General features: G+C 57.5%; 4 protein-coding genes and 1 pseudogene. All 5 read right to left on the bottom strand.

Annotated elements, in window-relative coordinates; all coding sequences use genetic code 11:
• Positions 1-324, bottom strand: a 324-nt coding sequence (locus OP495_RS16765) for an ATP-binding cassette domain-containing protein (protein WP_280570874.1), incomplete at its 3' end; no start/stop codon positions are given.
• 40 nt (positions 325-364) lie between these two features.
• Positions 365-1,210 carry a sn-glycerol-3-phosphate ABC transporter permease UgpE gene (gene ugpE / locus OP495_RS16760; protein ID WP_280570872.1) on the bottom strand — a complete coding sequence of 282 codons (846 nt, stop codon included), beginning with the start codon at positions 1,208-1,210 and terminating at the stop codon, positions 365-367.
• Positions 1,210-2,088, bottom strand: a complete 879-nt coding sequence (ugpA, locus tag OP495_RS16755; RefSeq protein ID WP_280570869.1) for a sn-glycerol-3-phosphate ABC transporter permease UgpA — start codon at positions 2,086-2,088, stop codon at positions 1,210-1,212. The genes ugpE and ugpA overlap by 1 nt, the downstream gene beginning before the upstream one ends.
• A gap of 90 nt (positions 2,089-2,178) precedes the next feature.
• Positions 2,179-3,495, bottom strand: a complete 1,317-nt coding sequence (gene ugpB, locus OP495_RS16750) for a sn-glycerol-3-phosphate ABC transporter substrate-binding protein UgpB (RefSeq protein WP_280570868.1) — start codon at positions 3,493-3,495, stop codon at positions 2,179-2,181.
• Positions 3,496-3,706: 211 nt separating this feature from the next.
• Positions 3,707-3,801: pseudogene (locus OP495_RS16745) on the bottom strand (keto-deoxy-phosphogluconate aldolase); the annotation flags it as partial.

Below are 3,801 nucleotides of genomic sequence, written 5' to 3'. Positions count from 1 at the left end.
CTTGGGAACGCCACGATTTTTCAGGGCATAGCCCATGTTCCCGGCCACGCTCATGTGCGGGTAGAGCGCATAGTTCTGGAAGACCATGGCGATATCGCGTTCGGCAGGCTCGAGCTCGTTGACGCGCCGGCCGTTGATCATGAGCTCTCCCTCGCTGATCGTCTCCAACCCCGCCAACGTCCTCAGCAAGGTCGACTTGCCACATCCCGACGGTCCAACCACCACGATCAACTCGCCATCGGCGACGCTCAGGTCGATGCCGTGCAAGGCGGTGATGCCATTGGGGTAACGTTTGCGAATGCCATTGAGTCGTAAGATCGCCATATAGAATCACTCATTGAGCGCCGGTCAGCACCGGGCGCGCTTATTTTTCGTTGTCGACCAGTCCTTTCACGAAGTAACGCTGCATCAGCAGAATCACCACGATGGGTGGCAACATGGCCAAAATTGCCGTAGCCGTGACGTTCTGCCAGGGGACGAGGCCGTCGGCACTGGTCAACAAACGCTTGAGACCGACCACGATGGTCAGATAATCGGCGTCATTGGTGATCAACAAGGGCCACAGGTATTGATTCCAGCCATACAGGAACATGATCACGAACAACGCCGCGAGATTGGTCTTCGACAGCGGCAGCAGAATGTCACGCAGAAAACGCCAAGGGCCGGCGCCATCGATACGCGCCGCCTCGACCATTTCAGGCGGAATGGTGAGATAGAACTGACGCAGCAGAAATGTCGCGGTAGCGCTGGCGATCAACGGCAGGATCAACCCCGCGTAACTATCCAGAAGCCCCAGATCGGCGACCACTTCGAACGTCGGCAGGATGCGCACCTCAACCGGCAGCATCAAAGTGATGAAGATCAGCCAGAAACATAGGCGGCGAAAGGGAAACCTGAAGAAGACGATGGCATAAGCGGCCAGCACCGAGATCGCGATCTTGCCGATGGCGATGCCCAGGGCCATGAGCGTCGAATTGATGAGCAATGTCAGTACATCAGTCCCCAGGCCGCCAACCGAACCGCTGAGCAAGTGGCGATAATTGTCCCACCCCGCCTCTCCGAACCATAACGATGCCGTCTGCGAATAAAGCGCGCCCAGCGTATGAGTACTCGCCGTGAAGGCCAACCACACCGGCAGTAGAAACAATAGGCAACACAGTGCCAGCAGTGCATGACTCAGCCTATCCAACCCGGGACGACGATAATGCATCAGTACTGCACCTTTCTTTCGACATAGCGGAACTGAAACCACGTCAGACCTCCGACCAAGGCCATCAACAACACCGACTGAGCGGCGCTGGACCCCATATCCTGACCGACGAAGCCATCCTGGTAGACCTTGTAGACCAGTGTCGTGGTTGCTCCGCCAGGGCCGCCGGACGTCACCGTATCGATGGTGCCGAAGGTCTCGAAGAAGGCGTAGACGCTGTTCATGACCAGCAGGAAAAACGCGGTCGGCGACAAAAGCGGGAAAGTGATAGTCCAGAAACGCCGCCACGGGCCCGCACGGTCGATGGCCGCTGCCTCCAGAAGACTCTTGGGTAACGCCTGCAACGCGGCAAGGAAGAACACGAAGTTGTAGCTCATCTGCTTCCACACCGACGCCATGATCACCAAAGCCAAGGCCTGGGCGCCATTGAGCTTGTGGTCCCAATCGATTCCCACATCACCCAGCAAGCCACTGATCAGCCCTAGCGTCGGATCGAACAAAAATAGCCACAGCACGCCCGCCACCGCTGGCGCGACCGCGTAGGGCCAAACCAGCAGTGTCCGGTAGATGCGTGCACCGCGTATGACGCGGTCGGCCATGACCGCCAGGAGTAATGCAATGCTCATCGCGCCGAACGCTACCGCCAGCGAGAAGACCAACGTGGTCCCCAGTGCCTGATAATACGTCGCATCACTCAATACGGCCTTGAAGTTGGCAAGCCCAGCGAACTCCCGCGAAAGACCGAAGGCATCCTCGACATAGAAGGCTTGTTCGATGGCCTGCAATGCCGGCCAGAAAAAGAACACCAGGACGATACCTAGCTGTGGCGCCATCAATATCCAGGGCGTGAGCCGATGTCGCTGAAAAGGAGCACTCATGACATTCCTCGGCACCTCAATGAGAACGACCTGCCTCCATGCTCAAAAACGAACGCCCGGAATCCGGGCGTTGTTTTCAAGATGCGCGGTTCACTGATGGGCGCTCTCGAACTTTTCCAATAGTGCATTGCCACGCGAGACGGCCTCATCGAGCCCCTCCTGCGCGCCTGCGTCACCCGAGAAGATATCTTCGAGCTCGCCGTTGATGACATCCCGAATCTGCACCATGTTGCCCAATCGCAGTCCCTTGGAATTGTCGGTGGGCTCGCCGGCGGTAATCTGCTTGATGGCCACATCGGTACCGGGGTGATCGGCATAGAAGCCTTGCTTGCGGGTCAGGTCGGCCGCCGCCTGCGTGATCGGCAGGTAGCCGGAGTACTGATGCCAATCCGCCTGAACCTCGGGCGAGGACAGGTATTCGAAGAATTCGGCCACCCCCTGCTGATGCGTGTCGTCCAGTCCATCGAACACCCAGAGCGAAGCACCGCCGATGATCGAGTTGTTGGACTTGTCGACGACATCGGCATCGTAGGGCAGCGGTGCCACATCGAAGTCGAAATCGGCGTTCTCATTGATATTGGCGTAAGACGCCGAAGACCCCATCATCAGCGCGCACTCACCGGAGTAGAACTTGGGCGCAGCATCATCGAAGCGCCCGCCATAGGCGAAACGTCCATCTTCCTGCCACTGCGTGAGACGTTCGATATGATCGACCGCAGCGGTGCGATTGAACTGCAATCTAGCATCGGTTCCCTCGAAACCATTGGCCTGCGAGGCAAACGGCACATCGTTGATGGCGGAGTAGTTCTCGAGCATGACCCAGGAAGGCCAGGTTGTGGTCAAACCACAGCTCGCCGTTCCCGAATCGACGACCTTTTCCAATGCATCGCCCAATGCCTGCCAAGTGCGAGGAACTTCCTCGACGCCCGCTTGTTCGAGAAGCTTGCGGTTATAATAGGTCACCGGCGTCGAGGAGTTGAACGGCAGCGACAGCATATTGCCATCGGGGTCGGTGTAATAGCCGGTGACTGCGGGTAGATAAGCCTGGGGGTCGAATTCGACATCGGCCGACTTCATCAATTGATAAACCGGCACGATGGCCCCCTTGGCGGCCATCATCGTCGCCGTGCCAACCTCGTATATCTGCACGATATCCGGCCCTTTGTCGGCACGGAACGCCGCAATGGCGGACGTCATGGTTTCGCTGTAATTACCCTTGAAAACCGGTTTGACGGTATAGGTGTCTTGGCTAGCGTTGAAGTCGGCCGCAATCTGCTCGACTTTATCCCCCAGCGCGCCCCCCATGGCGTGCCACCAGGCAATTTCGGTATTGGCCTGGGCGCTACTCGCGTAGCTCCCTAAAGCGAGAGTGATGCCAAGTGAAGTAAGCAGGAAAGAACGTTGCATGAAAGACTCCTTGACCAGTACAGGGGATCGACGCCACTTGCGCCAGACTAGGCCAGGAATCTTTCAATTAAATGACGTCAGACCATCGACGCCATTCCGCTAACGTGCGTGAAGCAAAAAAAGACCCGCCAAACGGCGGGTCGGAAGAACAGCATCAGCTGTCGAGAGAGAAACGGTTGCCTACTTGATAGCAAATCGTCCTGATAAAGCGTTAGTGATGAAAGCGTTCGGCGGCCTTGCGCGCCAGTTCGCGAATGCTGTCCCAGTCTTCGTTCTCGACCAGATCGCTGGGCGTCAGCCATGAGC

It is taken from the genome of Chromohalobacter sp. 296-RDG (assembly GCF_029889885.1).
Classification (GTDB): domain Bacteria; phylum Pseudomonadota; class Gammaproteobacteria; order Pseudomonadales; family Halomonadaceae; genus Chromohalobacter.
This window is presented reverse-complemented; position numbering and strand designations above follow the sequence as displayed.

What these genes read in the sequence shown, in the direction of transcription:
- ugpA (WP_280570869.1), bottom strand. Translation starts at nt 2,088, where the DNA reads ATGAGTGCTCCTTTTCAGCGACATCGGCTCACGCCCTGGATATTGATG.
- ugpE (WP_280570872.1), bottom strand. Translation starts at nt 1,210, where the DNA reads ATGCATTATCGTCGTCCCGGGTTGGATAGGCTGAGTCATGCACTGCTG.
- ugpB (WP_280570868.1), bottom strand. Translation starts at nt 3,495, where the DNA reads ATGCAACGTTCTTTCCTGCTTACTTCACTTGGCATCACTCTCGCTTTA.